18 protein-coding genes are annotated in these 20824 nt (G+C 60.1%); 8 read left to right on the top strand and 10 right to left on the bottom strand.

What is annotated here, in order from left to right; translation table 11 throughout:
- Positions 1-104: 104 nt before the first annotated feature.
- The 4 genes from glyA to ilvD form a co-directional block, all read right to left on the bottom strand.
- Positions 105-1352 carry a serine hydroxymethyltransferase gene (gene glyA / locus JHD62_RS01930; protein WP_178970845.1) on the bottom strand — a complete coding sequence of 416 codons (1248 nt, stop codon included), beginning with the start codon at positions 1350-1352 and terminating at the stop codon, positions 105-107.
- A gap of 120 nt (positions 1353-1472) precedes the next feature.
- Complete coding sequence (locus JHD62_RS01935) at positions 1473-2576, bottom strand: hypothetical protein (RefSeq protein ID WP_199101553.1); 1104 nt, start codon at positions 2574-2576, stop codon at positions 1473-1475.
- 754 nt (positions 2577-3330) lie between these two features.
- Positions 3331-3972, bottom strand: coding sequence for a glutathione transferase (gene yfcF / locus JHD62_RS01940; protein ID WP_233160528.1), 642 nt, complete (start codon positions 3970-3972; stop codon positions 3331-3333).
- Positions 3973-4087: 115 nt separating this feature from the next.
- Complete coding sequence (ilvD, locus tag JHD62_RS01945) at positions 4088-5941, bottom strand: dihydroxy-acid dehydratase (RefSeq protein ID WP_199101554.1); 1854 nt, start codon at positions 5939-5941, stop codon at positions 4088-4090.
- Positions 5942-6139: 198 nt separating this feature from the next.
- On the opposite strand from ilvD, the gene lgt reads away from it, so the two are divergent.
- From lgt to JHD62_RS01985, 8 genes are all read left to right on the top strand, one after another.
- Positions 6140-6991: a prolipoprotein diacylglyceryl transferase gene (gene lgt, locus JHD62_RS01950; protein WP_062786136.1), complete on the top strand. Its 852-nt coding sequence runs from the start codon at positions 6140-6142 to the stop codon at positions 6989-6991.
- A gap of 102 nt (positions 6992-7093) precedes the next feature.
- On the top strand, positions 7094-7942 hold the full coding sequence (locus JHD62_RS01955) for a putative selenate ABC transporter substrate-binding protein (RefSeq protein ID WP_199101555.1): 849 nt from the start codon (positions 7094-7096) through the stop codon (positions 7940-7942).
- Positions 7939-8736, top strand: a complete 798-nt coding sequence (locus tag JHD62_RS01960; protein ID WP_199101556.1) for an ATP-binding cassette domain-containing protein — start codon at positions 7939-7941, stop codon at positions 8734-8736. The genes JHD62_RS01955 and JHD62_RS01960 overlap by 4 nt, the downstream gene beginning before the upstream one ends.
- Positions 8730-10298 (top strand): ABC transporter permease, encoded by a 1569-nt coding sequence (locus tag JHD62_RS01965; protein WP_233160529.1) that lies wholly within the window; start codon positions 8730-8732, stop codon positions 10296-10298. Before JHD62_RS01960 ends, JHD62_RS01965 begins: the two co-directional genes overlap by 7 nt.
- 166 nt (positions 10299-10464) lie before the next feature.
- Positions 10465-11271: an ABC transporter substrate-binding protein gene (locus tag JHD62_RS01970; protein WP_131355340.1), complete on the top strand. Its 807-nt coding sequence runs from the start codon at positions 10465-10467 to the stop codon at positions 11269-11271.
- Between the two features lie 90 nt (positions 11272-11361).
- Positions 11362-12099 carry an amino acid ABC transporter permease gene (locus tag JHD62_RS01975; RefSeq protein WP_199101557.1) on the top strand — a complete coding sequence of 246 codons (738 nt, stop codon included), beginning with the start codon at positions 11362-11364 and terminating at the stop codon, positions 12097-12099.
- Positions 12096-12770, top strand: coding sequence for an amino acid ABC transporter permease (locus JHD62_RS01980; protein WP_131355343.1), 675 nt, complete (start codon positions 12096-12098; stop codon positions 12768-12770). The genes JHD62_RS01975 and JHD62_RS01980 overlap by 4 nt, the downstream gene beginning before the upstream one ends.
- A 182-nt stretch (positions 12771-12952) precedes the next feature.
- The gene (locus JHD62_RS01985) at positions 12953-13720 is read left to right on the top strand and encodes a 3',5'-cyclic-nucleotide phosphodiesterase (protein ID WP_131355346.1); all 768 of its coding nucleotides are present in this window, start codon (positions 12953-12955) and stop codon (positions 13718-13720) included.
- Positions 13721-13733: 13 nt separating this feature from the next.
- Here JHD62_RS01985 and JHD62_RS01990 read toward each other — a convergent pair whose 3' ends face one another.
- The 6 genes from JHD62_RS01990 to phoU form a co-directional block, all read right to left on the bottom strand.
- A complete protein-coding gene (locus tag JHD62_RS01990) occupies positions 13734-14495 on the bottom strand; it encodes an ABC transporter substrate-binding protein (protein ID WP_062786154.1) in 762 nt (253 codons plus the stop codon).
- Between the two features lie 119 nt (positions 14496-14614).
- Positions 14615-14830, bottom strand: coding sequence for a heavy-metal-associated domain-containing protein (locus JHD62_RS01995; protein WP_045845673.1), 216 nt, complete (start codon positions 14828-14830; stop codon positions 14615-14617).
- A gap of 16 nt (positions 14831-14846) precedes the next feature.
- Positions 14847-17195 (bottom strand): heavy metal translocating P-type ATPase, encoded by a 2349-nt coding sequence (locus JHD62_RS02000; protein WP_199101558.1) that lies wholly within the window; start codon positions 17193-17195, stop codon positions 14847-14849.
- 123 nt (positions 17196-17318) lie between these two features.
- Positions 17319-18359, bottom strand: a complete 1041-nt coding sequence (gene corA / locus JHD62_RS02005) for a magnesium/cobalt transporter CorA (RefSeq protein ID WP_370541014.1) — start codon at positions 18357-18359, stop codon at positions 17319-17321.
- Positions 18360-18389: 30 nt separating this feature from the next.
- Positions 18390-19856: an exopolyphosphatase gene (gene ppx / locus JHD62_RS02010; RefSeq protein WP_045845746.1), complete on the bottom strand. Its 1467-nt coding sequence runs from the start codon at positions 19854-19856 to the stop codon at positions 18390-18392.
- A 173-nt stretch (positions 19857-20029) separates the two neighbouring features.
- On the bottom strand, positions 20030-20734 hold the full coding sequence (gene phoU, locus JHD62_RS02015; RefSeq protein WP_199101561.1) for a phosphate signaling complex protein PhoU: 705 nt from the start codon (positions 20732-20734) through the stop codon (positions 20030-20032).
- Between the last annotated feature and the right edge of the window lie 90 nt (positions 20735-20824).

Here is a 20824-nt window from a genome sequence, read left to right on the forward strand (position 1 = left end):
AAAGGCCACACAGGTTAATGCCTGCAATCGTAAAGCAGCGCCTATTTGCTGCAGACAAGAAAAAAGGCAGCCCGTGGGCTGCCTTTGGTCAAACATGCTAGCGCTTACTTGGCGTAAACCGGGAAGCGATGGCACAGCGCGGTAGCCTGTTCGGCTACGCGAGCAATGGCTGCATCGTCGTTCGGGTTGTCCAGTACGTCGGCTACCAGGTTGGCCACCATCACGGCTTCGGCTTCCTTGAAACCGCGGGTAGTGATGGCCGGGGAACCGATACGGATGCCGGAAGTCACGAACGGGCTTTCCGGGTCATTCGGAATGGCGTTCTTGTTGACGGTGATGTGACCACGGCCCAGCAGCGCGTCGGCGGCCTTGCCGGTCAGGCCCTTGGGACGCAAGTCCACCAGGAAGACGTGGCTTTCGGTACGGCCGGAGATGATGCGCAGACCACGCTCGGCCAGGGTACGGGCCATGGCGTCGGCGTTCTTCAGCACTTGTTCCTGGTACACCTTGAATTCCGGTTGCAGCGCTTCCTTGAAAGCGATGGCCTTGCCGGCAATCACGTGCATCAGCGGGCCGCCCTGCAGGGTGGGGAACACATTGCTGTTGATGCTCTTTTCGAACTCGGCCTTGGCCAGGATGATGCCGCCACGCGGACCACGCAGGGTCTTGTGGGTGGTGGAGGTCACGAAGTCGGCATGCGGCACCGGGTTCGGGTATACACCAGCGGCGATCAGACCGGCGTAGTGCGCCATGTCGACCATGAAGTAAGCACCGCACTTCTTGGCGATCTGACCCATGCGTTCGAAGTCGAAGCGCAGCGCGTAAGCGGATGCACCACCGATGATCAGCTTGGGCTTGGTTTCCATCGCTACGCGTTCCATGTCGTCGTAGTCGATTTCTTCCTTTTCGTTCAGACCGTAGGCCACGATGTTGAACATCTTGCCGGACAGGTTGGCCGGGGAACCGTGGGTCAGGTGACCACCGTGGCCCAGGTTCATGCCCATTACGGTATCGCCCGGTTTCAGGATGGAGAAGTACACGGCCTGGTTGGCCTGGCTACCGGAGTGCGGCTGCACGTTGGCATACTCGGCACCGAACAGTTGCTTCACGCGGTCGATCGCCAGTTGCTCGATCACGTCCACGTGTTCACAGCCACCGTAGAAACGCTTGGCCGGGTAGCCTTCAGCGTACTTGTTGGTCAGCTGGGAGCCCTGGGCTTCCATCACTGCGGGGCTGGTATAGTTTTCGGAAGCGATCAGTTCAATATGATCTTCCTGGCGTTGGCACTCGGCCTTGATAGCGGCGGCCAGTTCCGGGTCGAACTTGGCAATCGTCTGGTCAGCTGCAAACATCTTTGACTCTTCCATCAAAGGGTTAACGATGAGGCCATTCTACACGAATCGCCCGGTGGAAAATTTTCACGTAAAGCTATTTTGGCAGTATCCACAAACGCGTTACGCCATGGTTGTCCTTTATTGCCCGCTCAGCTGCGGCAGGTCGTCAGCGGTAAAGAACAGCGGTATTCCGTCACGGCTTTCCGGGTAAACCTCGGCCAGCACATGCACATCGCGAACCCGGCATTCAGCCATCAGTTCACGGAAATTCGATTCAATCAGTGCCACATTGTCCATGGCAGCCAGTGGCCAGACAAAAGCTTCCCAGTTGCGCTCGTCACCTTCTGCTGACAGGGTGATGTGCAACTGACCGTTGTCGTGGGCGGACAGAATGGCAACCGGGTCTTTCGACAACTCGCGCAGTCGGCGGATCTGACTGCTGGCAAACACTTGCAAGGCCACCTCGAAGCGGGCGAAGTTGCCAGCCACCAGGGCCTGCATCACCGGCAAGGGCGGACGGGCAATCGGGAACAGCGTCACACCATCGGTGTGCAATTGTTCGCCCAGGAATTTCATCAGCGGCATGCCCCAGGCACCGACGGCACCACCCAGCTTTACCGGGACCGCATCGCCTTCCGGCTGGATGGCGACACCCAGCAGGTAGCGCAGGAACACACCTTCTTCTTTCAGGGTGATGGCGGCACCGTTCAGTGCTTCGCCAACACCATCAGCCGCGCTGGTCAAATCACGGGTCAGGCGGTACAGCCTGGCCGCATCCATCGCCACTACCGTGTCCGGATGCAGCAACTGACCAAACACGCGGACATCGCCATCCGAACTGATGACACCGTGTTGGCGCAGCAACGCGTTCAAACCGTCTTCATCCGCAATGGCGGCAGGCAGCGTTGCCTGGTTCTTGCTACCGGCCACCAGCACCAGCGGCAAGGCAAACACATGTGCACAGCGCCCGTCCGGCTGCTCGACTGCGGCCCGCAATGCATCCCAGACAATCTTATAAGTGTCCTGTGACGGCACCATCGCCAAAGCGACCGAAATGGAGAGCAATTCGCCACGTTGCAGCATTTGCGCCATGGCATCGCGGATGGCGACAAACCACATCTCACGATCCGCTTCTGTCGTTGCGTTCTGCACCGACAGCGCGTTGTGGATCAACATATTGGTCAGCGATACCTGCGGGTGGTATTGGCGCGGGTCCGGGAGAGTGAGAAGCGGCTGCGACATCTTGTCATCCTGCTGAAATCGGGAAAGGCGATATTGTCGCACAGTCAGCCGCTGACGGCTCATCAAGCAAGCGCTTGACTTTCAATTTAAAACATAAGAATGTGCTAATTTGCGACAAAAATGGATGTTTTTTCGTTTTCCGAAAATTCAGATGTTGACACTCGCACACGGCATCTGGATAATCCGTACTCGTTGAGATGCAGCAATTGCTTCTTGATAGTTTCTCCTCTATTTCTCCTTTGTAGACTTGGCGCGGGCCTCACGGCACCGCGCATTTTTTTTGCCTACTCGCACCAAACCCCCATCAAGCAATGCTGTAACACAATGTTATTAAAGATTTTTTACGAAATATCATAAAGAATCCGCATCGCCACAAGCGTAGTCAAAGCAGCGATATCCCCCACAACAGCCCTGCGGATCGCCGTCAGCACGCTATCGCTGTACAGCCCGGCTCATGCCAATGGGAAATGTTCGAATGTGATTAATTGCAGCGCAATTAGCACTAATATATTGTATACAAGTTCAAATTGTGACAAAAAAGAAAAACCGAACATGCGGAAATGTTCGGTCTTGCAGGAAGAGCAAGAAGACGTAGCGCCAGAACACGCTACCAATCAGGGAATCCGGTGCGCTTGCGTGACCGGAAATGATGTGACTTGGTGCCGAATTTTAAGTTCACCGCCCAAGAAAAATCTTATCCTGGATCAAACAGGGTTGTGGCAAATACCCGACAGTTTTACTTGGTCTTCATCACTCATGACAAGGCAGGCCGTGACAGACCCAGCCAGGCCTGCACGGATGGCCGCTGCCATTGCAAGGCTGCGTAATCCGACAGTCGCTGCGGCATGGGGTCGCCATTCAGGCGCAAGCGGTTGAGCATCAGTGCCAGATCGACATCGACAATGCTCCACTCTCCAAACAGGGTGTCCGACCCCGGCGGCAGGATCTGCTCGGCCACGCGTAGCAATTTGTGCGCCGCACGCTGCGCAGCGTCAGCCAAGGGACGTGCGACTGGCCGGTAGAACACCACCAGCGTGTCACGCTCCTCACGCAGAGGCAGCAGATCGCTGCGCAGCCAGGACTGGATTTGCCGCGCCCGCGCCTTGTCCTGGGCCGATTGCGGGTACAAAGCCGGGGTGGGGAAAAGCTCGTCCAGATATTCGGTAATGGCCGAAGACTCACTGAGCACGAAATCACCATGCTGCAAAGCAGGCACCCGCGCGGTCAGCGAACTGAGCGCATAAGCCGGTGCATGATTGGCCCCGCTAGCCAGATCCAGTGTAGACAGGGTGAAGGGCAACTGCTTCTCCTGCAACGCCACATACACCGACATGGCATAGGGGCTGCAATACTGGGCATCGACGGTCAGGTGCAGTTTGGTCGTGGAGGTCATCATTGACTCACTTTCTACGGTTCAATCAGTCGGGCTTGCCCTTGATTACGCAGGCAGGGACAAGCAAAAAAAACGGCAGCCGCAGCTGCCGTCATTACCGATTCAGCGGGCAGCCCGCTTATTTTTCCACCTGGGTCACATCACGCACCGCGCCGGTATCGGCACTGGTGGTCATGGCCGCGTAGGCACGCAGGGCGGCGCTGACCGGGCGCTGGCGATCCACCGGTTTCCAGGCATCACGGCCACGTGCTTCCATGGCAGCGCGTCGGGCAGCCAGTGCCTCGTCGCTGATGGCCAGACGGATGCCGCGGTTGGGGATGTCGATCTCGATGGTGTCACCCTCTTCCACCAGACCAATTGCACCGCCTTCGGCTGCTTCCGGCGACACGTGGCCGATGGACAGGCCGGAAGTACCACCAGAGAAACGGCCATCGGTCAGCAGCGCGCAGGCCTTGCCCAAGCCCTTGGACTTGAGATAGCTGGTGGGGTAAAGCATTTCCTGCATGCCGGGGCCGCCCTTGGGGCCTTCGTAGCGGATGACCACCACGTCGCCAGCCACAATCTTGTCGTCCAGGATGGCAGCAACGGCGTCGTCCTGGCTTTCAAAGATGCGGGCACGGCCGGTGAACTTGAGGATGGAATCATCCACACCAGCGGTTTTCACGATGCAGCCACGCTCGGCGATATTGCCGTACAGCACGGCCAGGCCACCATCTTGCGAGTAGGCATTGGCCTTGTCGCGGATGCAGCCACCGGCACGGTCGTCGTCCACGCCGGGATAGCGCATGGATTGCGAGAACGCGATTGTGGTGGGCACGCCGCCCGGTGCAGCGCGGTAGAAGCGGCGGGCTTCGCTGTCTTCACCATGGCGCATGATGTCCCAGGCTTCCAGCCCCTCGGCCAGCGTCTTGCTGTGGATGGTGGGCACATCGCGGTGGATCAGGCCTGCACGGTCCAGTTCGGAGAGGATGGCCACCACGCCACCAGCGCGGTGCACGTCTTCCATATGGTATTTCTGCGTGGCCGGCGCAACCTTGGACAGGCAGGGCACCGAACGCGAGATGCGGTCGATGTCGGCCATCTTGAAGTCGACACCGGCTTCGCTGGCAGCAGCCAGCAGGTGCAGCACGGTATTGGTGGAGCCGCCCATGGCCACGTCCAGGCTCATGGCGTTTTCAAAAGCCTGCTTGGTGCCGATGGCACGCGGCAGCACGCTGGCGTCGTCCTGTTCGTAATAACGCTTGGTGATGTCAACGATCAGGCGGCCGGCACGCAGGAACAACTCCTTGCGGTCGGCATGGGTAGCAACCAGGCTGCCGTTGCCCGGCAGCGACAGGCCCAGTGCCTCGGTCAGACAGTTCATCGAATTGGCGGTGAACATGCCGGAGCAGGAGCCGCAAGTCGGACAGGCCGAGCGTTCCACCCGCTCCACATCTTCATTGGAAATGGCGCTGTTGGCCGCTTCCACCATGGCGTCCACCAGGTCGAGCTTGCGGATGTCGTTGCCCCATTGCACCTTGCCCGCTTCCATCGGGCCACCGGAAACAAAAATCACCGGAATGTTCAGGCGCATCGCGGCCATCAGCATGCCGGGGGTAATCTTGTCGCAGTTGGAGATGCACACCAGCGCGTCGGCACAGTGGGCATTCACCATGTATTCCACGCTGTCGGCAATCAGGTCGCGGCTTGGCAGGCTGTACAGCATGCCGCCGTGGCCCATGGCGATGCCGTCGTCGATGGCGATGGTGTTGAATTCCTTGGCCACCCCGCCGGCGCGTTCGATTTCACGTGCAACCAGCTGCCCCATATTGTGCAGATGGACATGGCCGGGCACGAACTGGGTAAAGCTGTTGGCAATGGCGATGATGGGCTTGCCAAAATCCTCGTCTTTCATGCCGGTAGCACGCCACAGGGCACGGGCACCCGCCATGTTGCGACCGGCGGTGGAGGTTTTGGAACGGTATTGGGGCATGTCTTGTTTCCTTGATGATCAGATGCTTGCAGAGCGCATTGCCACTGACCGCGCCTGTGTTGCAGGCAGGTCTGCCCTCTCCGGGGTGCCGCGGGATCGGGCTGGCCGCAATCTGTCATGGTAATGACAGGACGCGGCGGAACGCATTCCGTATAATTTCGTCCATATTCTTTTACCGCAAACGCACCCACCTGACAAATGATCGTTCATCCGCAGTTCGACCCCGTTGCCATTCACCTGGGCCCGCTGGCCATTCACTGGTATGGCCTGATGTACCTGCTGGGCTTTGGCCTGTTCCTGCTTCTGGGCAATTACCGCATCCGCCAGGGCCATGCTTTCCTTACTTCCAAGCTGCTGGACGACTTGCTGATGTATGGCGTGCTCGGCGTGGTGATTGGCGGACGCCTGGGTGAAGTGCTGTTTTACGAGCCCGGCTACTACTTCAGCCATCCGGCGGAAATCTTCATGGTATGGAAGGGTGGCATGTCCTTTCATGGCGGTTTCCTGGGCGTGCTGGTGGGCATGGCCTTGTTTGCCCGCAAGCAGCAGCGCAGCTTCTGGGAGCTGACCGACTTCATCGCCCCGCTGGTGCCGCTTGGCCTGGCCGCCGGGCGTATCGGCAATTTCATCAATGGCGAGCTGTGGGGCCGCGTGGCCAGCCCCGATCTGCCGTGGGCCATGCTATTCCCCCAGGCGCGGGCCAATGATCTGGTCGAGGGTCAGACCTCGTCCGACCTGCTGAACATGCTGATGCAGTACGGTGCGCTGCCGCGTCATCCTTCCCAGCTGTATGAATTCTTGCTGGAAGGCATCGCCCTGTTTGCCGTGCTGTGGATTTACAGCAGCAAGCCGCGCGCGCGCGGACAGGTGTCGGCGGTATTCCTGATCGGTTATGGTCTGGCGCGCTTCATCAGCGAGTTTTTCCGCAATCCGGATGCCGGCATCTTCGGCCACTCCTACATCATCAGCATGGGTCAGTGGCTGAGCCTGCCGATGATTGTCATTGGCGTGGTGTTGCTAGTCTTGTTCGGCAAACGCCAGCAGCGCTAGGCTATACTGCTGTCTGCCCTTGCTGATTTCAAAAGCCAGTCTCATGACTGGCTTTTATTTGTCCTACCGTCTTTTGTCTGTACAGATCAAGGAATACCAGGCATGAAAACCCTCAAGCTCTCGCTGGCCACCGCCTTGCTGGCCATCTGCGCACTGGCCTCGGCCGAAGAGGCCGTACTCAAAGTCTCCGCCATTCCGGATGAAGCCCCGACCGAGTTGCAACGCAAGTTTGCCCCGCTAGGCCAGTATCTGGAAAAGCAGCTGGGAATGAAGGTGCAGTTTGTACCGGTGACCGACTATGCCGCCGTGGTGACCGCGCTCAATAGCGACAAGATCGACATGGCCTGGCTGGGTGGCTTTACCTTTGTGCAGGCCAGCCTGCATGGCAAGGTGGTGCCACTGGTACAGCGTGAGGAGGACAGCAGGTTTACCTCCAAATTCATCGTCAATGCCGCCGTGGGCGCCAAGTCGCTGAAAGACCTGAAAGGCAAGAGCTTTGCCTTCGGCTCGGCCTCTTCTACCTCCGGCCACCTGATGCCGCGCTACTTCCTGCAAAAGGAAGGTATCAAACCGGAAACCTTCTTCAAGAATGTGGCTTACTCCGGCGCGCATGACGCCACCGTGGCCTGGGTAGCTTCCGGCAAGGTGGACGCCGGTGCGCTCAATGCCTCGGTATGGGACAAGCTGGTAGAAAGCGGCAAAGTGGACAGCAGCAAGGTGAAACTGCTGGCCACCAGCCCGGCCTTCTACGACTACAACTGGACAGTACGCGGCAATCTGGACAAGAAACTGCAAGAACGCATCAGCGCCGCCTTCCTCAAGCTTGACCCGAAAAATCCGCAGGACAAGGCCATTCTGGACTTGCAACGCGCCAGCCGTTTCATTCCCACCAAGGCGGATAACTACAAGGGCATCGAGTCCGCAGCTGAAGCGGCAGGCCTGCTCAAGTGAGCCTGCTGTTTGACAACGCCAGCCTGGAACTGGCTGGCAGCAGCATTCTGCGTGACATCCGGCTGGAGCTGGCCAGTGGCGAACAGGCGGCCTTGATCGGCCCTTCCGGGGCGGGCAAAACCTCGCTGCTGCTGCTGGCAGCCACCCGCTACCGCCCAAGCAGCGGCAGCCTGAGCGTGCTGGGCGACAACCCCTGGCATTTGTCGGCACGCTGGCTGCGCCGTTTGCGCAGCCGCATCGGCATGGTTTACCAGTCGCCGCCGCTCCCCGCCCGGCAAAGGGTGATCCACGCGGTGGCAGCCGGACGGCTGGGGCAATCCGGCGCACTGACCGGGCTGCGCCGACTGTTGTGGCCTGATGATGGCGCAGCCATTCAGGATTGCCTGCAACAGGTGGATCTGGCCGACAAACTGTGGCAACGCTGCGATCAGCTTTCCGGCGGCCAGCGCCAGCGGGTCGGCATTGCCCGCGTGTTGTATCAACAACCCCGGCTGCTGCTGGCTGACGAACCGGTTTCGGCACTGGACCCCAGGCTGGCCGAAGACACCATCCGCCTGCTGCAAACCTCCGCCTCCGCCAGTGGGGCAAGCCTGCTGGTGAGCCTGCATTCGGTAGAGCTCGCACTGGCCTACTTCCCGCGCATCATCGGTGTGCGTGATGGCCAGATCATGTTCGACCTGCCACGCGAGCAGGTACATCCCGGCGTGGTCAGCGCACTGTATGCCGGAGAAAGAATGCGTGAACAGGTGGCTGACAGCCCGGCGGAAACCCTCACCCCCGGACTACGATGCTGAAACCCCACCCGCGCGACCCGGCACGCTGGCCGCGACTGTTAACCCTGCTGCTGGGCCTGCTGTTACTGGCACCCAGCTTCAGCCTGACCCAGTTCAATCCGGCCACGCTGGCCAATCCGGATAGCTGGCACACCATGGCCGGTTTTGTTGCCGGTTTCTTTCCGCTATCCACCCAGGGCAGTTTTCTCTTGGATGTGGCACGCGAAACCATCACCACGCTGGCCAGCGCCACGGCCGGTATTGCGCTGGCCATCTTGCTGGGTGCACCGCTGGCGTTTGCTACCACACGGGCTCTGGAGCGCCATGTGCTGGCGGCTGAAACAGCTGCTGCCAGCATGTTGCTGTTCAAATCCACAGTGCGCGGTGCCATGGTCGTCCTGCGCGGCATTCCGGAAATCGTCTGGGCGTTGCTGTTTGTCCGTGCAGCAGGCTTGGGCAGCCTGCCGGCAGTGCTGGCCATCGGCCTGGCCTACGGCGGCATGCTGGGCAAGGTGTATGCCGAGATTCTGGAATCCCAGCCGCGCGAGCTGGCCACTGCCCTGCACTTGCAAGGCGCAAGCCGCTGGCAATGCCTGCTGTACGGCTTGTGGCCGCAAGCCCTGCCCGAGCTGGTGAGCTATAGCGTCTACCGCTGGGAATGCGCGATACGCGCCTCGGCGGTAATGGGTTTTGTCGGTGCCGGCGGCGTGGGCCAGTTGCTGGACACCAGCCTGAAAATGCTCAATGGCGGCGAAGTCAGCACCCTGTTGCTGGTGTTCCTGCTGCTGGTGGGCCTGAGCGAGGGTATCAGCCTGCTGTCCCGTCATGCGCTGGAACGCCCGCGCGGTGGCATCTACCTGCTGGGCAGCGCTATCGTGGCCGTGGTGGCCAGCGTGCTGTGGCTCCTGCCAGGCTGGCGCGACAGTGGCTTCGATCTGTCCGCCATCCCGCGTTTCATCCATGACTTTTTCCCGCCGGATGGCAGCATGCTGGCCGAGCTGGCACATGGCACGCTGGAAACGCTGGCCATGTCGGCACTGGGTACGGTGCTGGCCTTTGCCGCGGCAGCAGTGCTGGCGATGCCGGCCGCCGGGCGCTTTGGCAGTCTGCTCAAACTGGCCAGCCGCCTGTTGCTTAACTTGCTGCGCGGAGTGCCGGACCTGCTGTGGGCTTCGATAGCCGTACTGGCCGTCGGGCTGGGCCCGGCCGCCGGCGTGCTGGCACTGGCCTTGCACACCGCAGGCGTGCTGGGGCGGCTGTTTGCCGAGACGCTGGAAAATGCCGATCACACGCCAGAACTCGCCCTGCGCCAGTCTGGTGTCAGCCAAATGCTGGCCTTTGCCTACGGCCTGCTACCGACGGTATTCAGCCAATGGGTGGCCTATACCCTGTACCGCTGGGAAAACAATATCCGCATCGCCACGGTGCTGGGCATCGTCGGTGCCGGCGGACTGGGGCAGCAGCTTTATCTGGCCTTGTCGCTGTTTCAACAGCACAAGGCCGCCAGCCTGATCATTGCCATGCTGCTGCTGTCCTGGCTGGTGGAGCAGCTAAGCCGCGCCTGGCGACAGCATATGGCGTGAACCACTGGCCGCTACCTGTCCCGCTCCATTTATTCCAAATCATGATAAAAACTTCATTTTTAATCGTTTTACCTTCTTAACAGTCCAGCCTAGCATGGAGGCCATTCACAGCAGCACCTACCGGTACTGACTGTCATTGTCATCTCACTCCACAAGAGGCTTAGCCATGAAAACCCCTTCCCTGCTACTGGCGCTCACCCTGCTGGGTACTGCCGGCCATGCCCTGGCCGACCGTCTGGACGATATCAAGAAAGCTGGCGTACTGCGCGTGGCCGCCTTCGACAGCAACCCGCCGTTTGGTTTTCTGGATGCCAAAACCCACCAGATCAGCGGGCTGGATGTTGAAGTGGCCCAGGCCATTGCCAGCAAACTGAAAGTAAAACTGGAACTGGTGCCAACCAATCCGGCCAACCGCATTCCGCTGCTGGTGGCTGGCAAGGCCGACCTGGTTGCCGCCAACTTCACCGTGACCGAAGAACGCAAGAAGCAGGTGGACTTCAGCCTGCCCTACTTTGCTTCCGGTCAGCAGTTCATTGCCCGCAAAGGCAGCCTGAGCAAGCCGGAACAGCTGGCAGGCCTGCGCGTGGGCGTGGACAAGGGCACCACCCAGGAAATCTACCTGCGTGAGAAATACAGCAAGACCACCGTGGTGGCCTACGATGACACCCCGCTGGCCTTCACCGCACTGCGCAATGGCAATGTACAGGCCATTTCGCAAGATGGCTCCAAGCTGGCCGCCCTGCTGGCCAATGCCCCGGACAAAGCCAAGTACGAGCTGGCTCCGTTCACCCTCACCCGTGAATACCAGGCCATCGGCCTGCCCAAGGGCGAGGCGCGCCTGACCAAGGTAGTAAACGAAACGCTGCTGGAACTGGAGAAATCCGGCCAGGCCCGCAAGATTTACGACCGCTGGTTCGGCCCCAGCACCAAGGCCCCGCTGCCGCGTGATTTCAAGATCGGCGACGCCGTCTGATTTTTGATGGCTACCTCAACCGGCCTGCGCCTCATCCGCACAGGCCGGTTTTCTGCATTGTCAAACTCCACCTGTTGAAAGAAGAAGCCGATGACACCGCCTTCCTGGCTGGGACAGGGCTGGCTGGCACCGCATTATCTGGGCTGGCTGCTGCATGGTGCAGCCATGACTGCCGTACTGGCACTGTGTGTCAGCCTGGCGGCCACCTTGCTCGGCATCTTGCTGTGCGCAGCACAGGATAGCCCGCTGCGGGCGCTGCACTGGCCGGCCCGACTGTTTTGCAGCCTGCATCGCAATACGCCGCTGCTGGTGCAGGTGTTGCTATGGTATTTCGGTGCCGGTGGCTTGCTGCCGGATGCTGCCATGCAATGGCTGAACACCCCGCATCAATGGACATTGCCGCTAGGCTTCAGCCTGGGCTGGCCGTCCTTTGAATGGCTGGCCGCCTGGCTGGCGCTATCGCTGTATTCGGCCAGTTTCATCAGTGCCGAACTGGCCGCCGGGCTGAACACCGTGGCACGCGGGCAAAAGCTGGCGGCGCGGGCGCTGGGCATGAATGAATGGCAGATTTTCCGTTTCATCGTTCTGCCGCAAGCCCTGCGAGTCATCCGCCAGCCGCTGCTGGGGCAGTACACGGCGGTGATCAAGAATACTTCGCTGACCATGGCCATCGGCGTGGCAGAGCTGTCCTATACCTCGCGCCAGGTGGAAAGCGAAACCCTGCTGGCCTTTCAGGCCTTTGCCGTAGCCACCCTGCTATACCTGCTGCTGGTGATCGGTACCCAGCTGGCAGGCAGCCGCCAAGCCAACGGAGCACCTGACGCATGATGCTGACCCTGTTGCAAGACAATCTGGACTATCTGCTATGGGGCAATCTGGCCCAGGGGCAGCCCGGCGGGCTGCTGCTCACCGTCGGCATCAGCCTGGCCGCGGGTGTGCTGGCCACGCTGGGCGGGCTGGCCGGCGGCATTGCCCTCACCATGGGCAGCCCGCGCCTGAAGCGCAGCCTGACCCTGCTGGTGCAGGTGCTGCGTGCCATCCCGGTGCTGATGCTGATTTTCTGGTGTTACTTCCTGCTGCCCATTCTGTTCGGCATCGACATCCCCGGTGTGCTGACGGTGATTGCCGCGCTGGCGCTGATCAACGCAGCTTATCTGAGCCAGTCGGTTCAGGCAGGCATCGCAGCCATCGGCAAGGGCCAATGGATGGCTGGCGCGGCCCTGGGCATGACGCGCTGGCAAACGCTGCGCTACGTCATCCTGCCTCCGGCCTTGCGCCACATGCTGCCGTCCTTCATCAACCAGTGGATAACCCTGCTCAAGGACAGCTCGTTGGCTTATGTGGTGGGTGTGGCGGAGTTCACTTTTGTCGCCACCCAGATCAACAATCGCGAGCAGGTTTACCCCTTGCAGGTATTCGGCATTGTAGCCATTGCCTATCTGCTGCTGTGTTCCGGCCTGGAATGGAGTGGGAGACGACTGGCGGGCAATAGCCGCTGATTTGCACGGATTTACCCTCAGCCTGCACCCGCCCGACAGTGATCCACCTACAATCCTGCATCAACATCCGCCCGCGACAATGCAGGTAGCGGATAGCACGGCAAGCGCAATCCGGGGCATGACAGCGGCGCAATGTCATGGCATCAGCTACACTGCTAAGGGCTTCATGCAAGGGGATGCACATGCACGTCAAGGTTCTGGGTTCATCATCCGGCAACGATCAGGCAGCACGTACCACCTGTTTCAAGGTGGACGATAACTGCCTGCTCGATTGCGGCAGCGGCATCAGCGAGCTGGATACCGCCGCCATGTTGCAGATTGATACCGTGCTGCTGACGCACAATCATCTGGATCATTGCTGCGGTCTGCCCTTGCTGGCCGACGCACATATCACCCACGGTGGCCGCGGGGTGGATGTCTATACCCAGCAGGAAACCATCAGCGCGCTGAAGCAGCAGATGTTCAACAGCACAGACTGGCCGGACTACACCCGGGCGGCACCGGGCAATGTGCCCTGGCTGCGACTGCACCCGGTGGAAGTGGGCGATGCAGTCACCTTGCCCGACGGCATTGCCACCGCCCTGCCTGCCGAGCACAGCGTACCGGCACTGGGCTGGCTGCTGGAAGGCCCATGGCGTGCGCTGGCCTTTACCGGTGACTCCGGGCCTTGTCTCGCCTTCTGGCACTGGATCAGCCATGTACCGTCACTGACCGATGTGATTTGCGAACTGAGTTTTCTGAACGAGAAATCCGCCAATGCCCTGGCGGCAGGCCATATGTCTCCGGCTCTGCTGGTTCCGATGCTGGAAATCCTGCCGCCCAATGTCCATGTCTGGCTGACCCATACCGACCATGCACAGCGTGCACAGCTGCTGGAACAGGTGCGCAAGGAGCTGCCTTCGCTACTGCACCTGCATCCGCTGGATCAGAGCATCAGCATCGAACTGTAGGCTCCATGCCGTGTCATTCGCCACGGCCATAAATGCGGTTCAGTGGTGCCATGATGCGCGCCACGCTGCCATTGCGCCGGGCTTGTTCAAAGCCTTCGCGCACCTGCTGCACCAGCGCGTCGCTGGTATCGCGGCTGAATACCATGTAGAGCGCCGACTCCAGCTCGCTCAGCACATAAACCGGCTCCATGGCATTGCAATCCAGCCCGTGCGGCGCGCATTTGGCCAGGCCAAGCGGAATCAGGTCGATGCGGCCGGCTTGCAGCATGGGTAGCAGCAGCTCACTGGAGTTCACCACCACCAAGGGCTGGCTGCCAGCTTCCCCAAAGCCCTTGCGCCGCAGGTATTCCTCGCGGAAATCCATGTTCACCACACCGATACGGTAACGCCGGGCATCATCCAGACTGTGCACCACCACATCGCGTCGCCCTTTCTTGCGGAACAGTGCAATGCGGTTGGCAACCAGCGGGCCGATCCAGTGGAACTTGTCTTCCCGCTCTGCCGTTCTGGCCACCGGATACATCAGCGTGCCGGGCTTGGCCAGTGTGGTGGTATAGATGCGAGCCCAGGGCTGGATATCCATCTGGTAGGGCAGATGCGCAGCCTCCAGCGCATTGCGCACCACTGCCGTGCAGTAGCCCTGTATCGTGCTCCCTTGCCGATAGGAAAACGGCAGGTTTTCCTCTGCCAGCACTGACAGAGGCGCACATTGTGCTGCATGCCCAGCCAGCGCCAGCAGGCAGAAGGCCGTCAGCTTACGGATCCAGATACCCATCATCGTTTCATGTCACGGCTTTGCGCCGTTGCAGTGTCTATGAATGATGCCGGCCCCCGGACCGGCATCTTTAATGACAGGAGTATAAGTGTTTCTACGGACTTGGGGTATTTATTCCCTTACTCAGCAGCCACCACATCAAAACCGGCATCTTCCACCGCGGCGGCCAATTCTTCCGGCGACACCGTCGCGGCGTCGTAAACAATGCTGGCCTGCTTGTCTTGCAGGCTGACTTCCGCGCTGCTGACCCCAGCCATGGTGGACAGCACCTTGCTGATGCTGTTGGCGCAGCCGCCGCAGGTCATGCCTTCGATTTTCAGTTTCAGTTCACTCATGCTGCTTCCTTTCCGTTTATTTCCAGCGGCGCAGCAATAGCGAATTGCTGACCACCGATACCGAACTCAGGGCCATGGCTGCGCCGGCCACTACCGGGTTCAACAAACCCAGCGCCGCCAGCGGAATGCCCAGAACATTGTAGAAAAAGGCAAAAAACAGGTTTTGCCGGATTTTTGCCAGCGTACTGCGCGACAAGCGGATGGCGGCCGCCACCTGGGTGACATCGCCCTGCATCAGGGTGATGTCGGCGGTTTCGATGGCCACATCCGAACCCGCACCCATGGCAAAACTGACATCAGCCGCCGCCAGCGCCGGGGCATCGTTGACACCATCGCCCAGCATTGCCACCTTGCGGCCCTGCTGCTGCAGCTCGCGCACCACCGTGGCCTTGTCTTGCGGCCGCAAACCCGCGCGGTAATCAGCAATACCAGCCTGCGCAGCAATGGCCGCTGCCGTTGACGGGTTGTCGCCGGTCAGCATGATGACCTGCACCCCTTTTTGCTGCAAGGCTTTCACCGCTGGTCCGGCTTCCGGGCGCAGGGTATCGGCAATAGCCAGCAAGCCCAGCAATCCGTCATCGTTTGCCACGGCAATCATGCTTTGGCCGGCCAGCGGCCAGCCCGCAGGCAAGGCAGTATTGCAGGCCCAGTCCGGCCGCCCTACCCGCAGGTGGCCATGGCCTTCGATACTGGCCATCACCCCCTGGCCAACCTCAACCTGAAAATCCGCCAAGGGCAGCAAGGCCAGGCCACGCTGTGCTGCCTGTTGCAGGATGGCGCGCGCCAGTGGGTGTTCCGACCCGCTCTCCACACTGGCCGCCAGTTGCAAGACGCGGTTTTCATCACCATCAGCAGCCCAGATGGTGGTGAGTTCCGGCTTGCCGCGGGTCAGGGTGCCAGTCTTGTCCACCAGCAAGGTGTCGATGCGGCCTGCGGTTTCCAGGGCCGTTGCATTACGAAACAACACGCCACGTGCTGCGCCCTTGCCCACCCCCATCATGATGGCCGTCGGGGTCGCCAGCCCCAGCGCGCAGGGGCAGGCAATCACCAGCACGGCCACCGCGCGGATCGTGGCCTGGCTCCAGTCGCCCAGCCACCAGCCATTGCCCAGCAAGGTGAGCAGGGCAATACCCACCACCACCGGCACGAAGATGCCGGCGATCTGGTCTGCCAGTCGCTGGATGGGTGCTTTCGAACCCTGCGCCAGCCCCACCAGGCGGATGATTTCCGCCAGCTGGGTATGACTGCCCACACTGCTGGCGCGTACCTTGAGCATGCCTTGCTGATTGCGCGTGGCGGCATATACCTTGTCACCATGGCCCTTGCTGACGGGCATGCTCTCACCGGTCAGCATGCTTTCATCCACGGCGGCCTCGCCTTCCAGCACCACACCATCCACCGGCAGGCTTTCGCCGTGACGCACCACTACCACATCGCCTACTTGCAACTGTTCAACGGCAATATCGTGCAACTGGCCATCCCGCTCGATACGCGCCTGACGCGGTGCCAGCCGCACCAGGCTGGCGATGGCCGCCGAAGTCTTGCCACGCGCGCGAGCTTCCAGCAGCTTGCCCAGCAATACCAGGGTGATGACGGCGGCACTGGCTTCAAAATACACATGCTGTTGTGATGCCGCAGACAGGGTCACCACGGTGGAGAGCAGCCAGGCCATGCTGGTACCCAGCGCCACCAGCACATCCATATTGGCGCCACCACTGCGCAAGGCATGCCAGGCACCACGATAAAAGCGCCAGCCGACAATGAACTGCACCGGAGTGGCCAGCGCCAGTTGCCAGCCGCGTGACAGCATCAAGCCATGCCAGCCGAACATCATGGCCAGCATGTCGAACAGGAATGGCAGGGTGAGCAGCAAGGATGCGGCAAACCAGGCAAGCTCCTTGCCATCCTGAGCGGGTGTCTGTTCCGGGCTGGTACTGCCAGTGGCATCTGCCTGTGGCGTGGCGGTGAAACCGGCCTTGCGTACGGCCTCCTGTGCATCGGCCAGGGCCAGCATGCCGCTGGGAAACTGCATGCTGGCGGTACTGGTGGCGAAATTGACCTGTGCCGTCATGCCGGGTAGCTTGTTCAGCACTTTTTCCAGCCGTACCGCACAGGCAGCGCAAGTCATGCCGTGGATATCCAGCTGCAGCTGTTGCTGCGGCACGGAGAAACCGGCCTTGCTGATGGCCGCCTGTATTTGCTGCAGCTGGTCTTGCCCGCCCTGACAACGCACTTGTGCCTGCTCGCTGGCAAAGTTGACGCTGGCACTGACGCCTTCCAGCTTGCCCAATACTTTTTCCAGCCGCACCGCACAGGCGGCGCAATGCATGCCGGCGATGGGCAGGGTAACGGTAATCTCGCTCATGATGGACTCCTTGCCAGCAGTATATACCCCCAAGGGGTATATTTGCACCATCTGCTCACGCAAGTGAAGCAATAAAAAACCGCAGGGCCTGGGCCGCTGCGGTGTGTGTCGGGAAGTCCGGATTCAGATCCAGTTGCGCCGTGAAAACAGCCAGATCAGCCCGATGGCAATCGCCGCCATCAAACCCAACACCCCAAAATAGCCATAGTGCCAGTGCAACTCCGGCATGTTTTCAAAGTTCATGCCGTAAATGCCGGCAATCAGGGTGAGCGGCATGAAGATCATGCTGAATACGGTCAGCACCCGCATTTGCAGGTTCAGCCGGTGCGACTGGGTGGAAAGGTACAAGTCCAGCATGTCCGCCACCATTTCCCGCGACATTTCCAGCGACTCCACCACATGCATGGTGTGGTCGTAGGCATCGCGCAGATACACCTGGGTATCCGCCTGGATCAACTGGTGTTCCCCGCGCATCAGGTTCAGCAGGATTTCGCGCAAGGGCAGGATGGAACGGCGCAGCTTCAGGCAATCGTGCTTCAAGCGCTGCACCTTGTGCAGCACGCCTTGCTCGCGCCCGTGCAGCAGCATCTGGTCGGTACGCTCGACATGCTCGGTAAACTGGCTGAGCACGCCGAAATAGTCATCGATGATGGCATCAATCAGGCCGTAAGCCAGGTAGTCCGCCCCCTTGTTGCGCAAGGCCGCGCGCCCGCCACGCAAGCGTTCGCGCACCGGCTCGAACACCCCGGTGGGTTTTTCCTGAAACGACAGGACAAAGTCTTTGCCAATCACCAGATACATCTGGTTGTAGCCCAGACGACCACCATGTGGCGGGAAATCAAAAACGCGGGTGGCGATAAACAGATAATCGCCGTAGTCCTCCAGCTTGGGACGCTGACGATTATTGAGAATGTCTTCCTGCACCAGCGGGTGCAGTCCGAAGCGATCGCCGATGGCCTGCATGACGGCCGGGTCGTGCAGGCCGTACACATTCAGCCATAGCACGGGCTGGCTGGGTTGATAAGACAGACCGTCGGCCACGGTCTCGAAGCGGGTTTCGTGCAGTTGCTGCGGGCCGTATTCCAGCAAGGTGATGCTGCTGCTGGCCACTTTCTGCTCGCCCACCGGCAGCAGCGTGCCGGGTGCTTCCCCCAAGGTGGGCACCCGTTGTTTTACCTGAGCATGGCGCATGGTTCAGCGTTGACTGATGTCGAGTTCAAAACCGACATTCTTCCACTGCGACACTTCCTGACGGAAGGCACTGGTGGTCAGTGGATTGTCTTTCAGCCAGTTCTGGCTGACTGTCAGAACAAACCCTTTGGCATCCGGTTTCAGGTCCAGCTCGGCAGGTAAAACAATGGTATTGCGGCTGCGATAGAACAGGACAGCCAGACGCAGGGCTACCACCGCTTGCCACAAGGCCGGATCATTCACCACTTGCAGCATCTTGCCCATATCGCCACGATGCCCCAGCACGATGGTGGCCAGCATGGCCTGCTCACGCTTGGAGAAACCCGGCATGTCGGCGTTTTGCAGAATATAGGCCGAGTGCTTGTGATAGGCCGTATGAGCAATGGTGAGGCCGATTTCATGCAGCCGCGCCGCCCAGATCAGCCGCTTGAGCATGTCCTGATCCAGGTCCTCGCCGGCCACCATGCGGTACAGGCGCTCGGCCAGTGCCTGCACGCGCTCGCTTTGCGCCACATCCACGTGATAGCGCCGCTTGAACAGCTGCACCGTGCTCTCGCGCATGTCCTTTTCGCGCTGGCGGCCCAGCAGGTCGTACAACACACCGTCGCGCAGCGCGCCTTCCGCCACGATCATCTTGTTGACGCCAAGTTCTTCGAAAATGGCAATCATGATGGCAAGGCCACCAGGCAGAACCGGCAGCCGGTCTGCCTTCAGGCCATTGAGACTGACGTTTTTCAGGTTTTCACGCCGGATCAGCTCGGCACGCAGCTTGAGCATGCCATCCAGCGTGATGTCGGACGCAGACCAATCATTGATTTCCAGGATATCGCGCAAGGAGCGGGCGGTACCGGAAGTGCCGACGGCCAGCTGCCATTCCTCGGGACGATATTCAGCGGTGATACGCTGGATTTCGTTACGCGCTGCCAGCGTGGCATCGGCAAAATTGCTGCGGCTGAGCTTGCCATCGGCAAAATAGCGCAGGCTGTAACTGACACAGCCCAGCGGCAGGCTTTCGGTCACATGGGCCTTGAACTGGCTGCCGATGACAAATTCGGTGGAGCCGCCGCCAATATCCACCACCAGGCGCTTCTCCTTGGTGGCAGGCAGCGAATGTGCAGCACCGATATACACCAGCCGCGCTTCTTCCCGCCCGGCAATGATTTCAATCGGGAAACCCAGCAATGCTTCGGCACGCTGGATGAATTCGGCTGAGTTCTTCGCCACGCGCAGGGTATTGGTGCCCACAATGCGCACCTGGCGGGGATTGAAACCCCGCAGACGTTCACCAAAGCGCGCCATGCAGGCCAGCGCTTTTTCTTGCGTGACTTCGTCCAGGTATTTGTCCGCAGTCAGGCCGGCACCCAGACGAACGGTTTCTTTCATCGCATCCAGCGGATAAAGCTGATCTTCAACGACACGGGAGACTTGCAGGCGGAAGGTGTTGGACCCCAGGTCAACAGTCGCCAGCACATCCGGAGTAGGCAGGGTGGAGGTCAAAGGCAAGCCTTTTGCATGAGGGTTTGCTGCGAAGTCCGGGCCAACAGCAAGGATGGCACCTGACTCCGTCATCGATTATTCAATAAAAAATGGCAGTAACACCGAGGATGTTACCGCCATTTATACCGTTACGTCATTGCGCTTGATCAGCCGCCCAGTGTTTCCCGCTTGATGGCTTCCAGCGAGGTATGGCGGATGTCCTTGCCCTTCACCAGATAAACCACGTATTCGGAGATGTTCTTGGCATGATCGCCAATGCGTTCGATGGCCTTGGAAATGAACAGGGTATCGATGGACATGCTGATGGTGCGCGGGTCTTCCATCATGAAAGTAATCAGCTGGCGCAGTTCGGCAGCAAAGTCGTCATCCAGCCGCATGTCTTCTTCGGCCAGCTCCAGCGCAGCCGTGGCATCCAGCCGGGCAAAGGCATCCAGCGCGCGGCGCAACATGCCCAATGCCACTTCCGCCATCTTGCGGATTTCGCGGAAGCGCGGCATCTGGTAGCGCTCGGACTGATAGATGGTCTTGCCCATGCGGGCGATTTTCTGGGCTTCGTCGCCGATGCGTTCCAGGTCGGTGATGGTCTTGATCACGGTGATGATGATGCGCAGGTCACTGGCGGCCGGCTGACGGCGGGCAATGATGTGCTGGCAGTCGTCATCAATGGTGACTTCCATGGAGTTGACCAGTGCATCTTCGGCAATCACCTTGTCGAACTTGGCGATATCTCCGGACATGAGCGCATCGATGGCAGAGAGAATCTGCTGTTCCACCAGGCCACCCATTTGCAGCACGCGGGTACGGATGGTTTCCAGTTCCATGTCGAACTGCTTGGAGATGTGTTCTGCCATGTCTGCCTCTTGAACGAATCCGGAATTCGGGTAAAGGGTAATAGTAAGCCAGCCAGATGACAGGCTGATGACATTTAATCGGAACGGGCC

The organism is Aquitalea sp. ASV11, assembly GCF_016429185.1.
GTDB lineage: Bacteria > Pseudomonadota > Gammaproteobacteria > Burkholderiales > Chromobacteriaceae > Aquitalea > Aquitalea pelogenes.